Annotated in this window: 2 protein-coding genes; one reads left to right on the top strand and one right to left on the bottom strand. The window is 29.4% G+C overall.

Annotation, left to right across the window (positions count from 1 at the left end; all coding sequences use genetic code 11):
* Positions 1 to 1177, top strand: a 1177-nt coding sequence (locus QZ306_RS10320; RefSeq protein ID WP_295163606.1) for a hypothetical protein, incomplete at its 5' end; no start/stop codon positions are given.
* Here QZ306_RS10320 and QZ306_RS10325 read toward each other — a convergent pair.
* On the bottom strand, positions 1165 to 1382 hold a 218-nt coding region (locus QZ306_RS10325; protein ID WP_295163608.1), incomplete at its 5' end, for a hypothetical protein. The genes QZ306_RS10320 and QZ306_RS10325 overlap by 13 nt on opposite strands.

Below are 1382 nucleotides of genomic sequence, written 5' to 3' on the forward strand. Positions count from 1 at the left end.
CGAAAAAATTATCGAAGATGAGACAGATTCTTTTGAAAATAAATTAGAGGATTATGTCCTTTTTCGAAGTAATTATGAAGGAGAATTATCTCCGAAACAATTTGAGAGACTCACTAGAGGTTGGAAAAAAGATAGAGATAAACATTCTTTAGATGAATGGTATGAGATATATCAACATAAGCTAAATTCTAATCCAGGAAATTTAATAGAGTATGACCCTTCAGAACATAAAGTAAAATATTATGCATTCAAGAGTAAAAAAAAGATTGATAAATTAGCGAAATCAAATCTTCAGTTAGATATTTCTGACCGTCAAGATGAGCCAAATCAAGTCTTTCCTGTCGAAGATAATAAAAAATTTTATCTTCATAAAGTTGCTGGTCCAAATACTTATTTTATAGATTTGATGTTCGAATATGAATTTTGTTATTTGGTAGCTATAAACGCAAATACAAGATATTTATATGTCTCTTTAATAAATTCTAAGGTAGGTAAAAATGGAGTAGCAAAAAATAATCTCAAAAAAACTAATTCGATAATTAGAGCTTTATCTAATTTACTCAAACAAGGTATGAATCCAAAAGTTCTTATCGGAGATGATGAGCCTGGTTTTCATGCTGAGGCAACAAAAAGTTTTCTCGGAAAAGATTGTAAAATTGAAAAAGTTGAAAGATTAAAAAAGACTGTCTATCCTGAGTTTATGTCAAAAAAACAAACAACAAAAACTGAACCATTACATAGTTCTCTCGGCATTATTGACCGAGTTATTCGAACATTAAGAGATATGGCATATACTGCACAAGTCGATAAAATTACTCCCGAGGTAATGGAAGACTTAGTTTTTCAATATAATCATGCTCCTCATGAAACGTTATCAAAATATTCAGGAATGGAATGTACTCCCGAAATGGCTCAAAATGATAAAGATTTAGAGAGTCATATTTGTCGTAGAATTTTACAACAAAATTATAACATCATGAATAAACCCGATTTTGTAATAGAAGATTTTGAATATGTCAAAGTTTATAATGGCAAAGATCCATTCCAAAAAAGAAGGTCAGTTATCCAGCCAGGTTTATGGTTCATAAATGGATTTGATGAAGGGAAATATCATGTTGTTAATGCTGAAAATGGCGATGACCAATTTTTACCAAGATATCGAATTCATCCTGAGTGAGTTTGAGTCACAAGGACATCCTGAAATTCTTTTTTCATTTTCTCTAAGATATTTTTGGTGTTTGAAACACTTAATAAAGCTAATTCTATATCTGTCTTTCTTTGAGTCAAATTTTCTTCTAACTTTGATAAATTATTTTGAAAATGCACACACATATCTAAGGTATAATTATTTAAAATTTCATGATTAACTTGATATGTTAAAT

Origin of the sequence: uncultured Brachyspira sp. (assembly GCF_910588665.1) — a bacterium.
Lineage (GTDB): Bacteria > Spirochaetota > Brachyspiria > Brachyspirales > Brachyspiraceae > Brachyspira.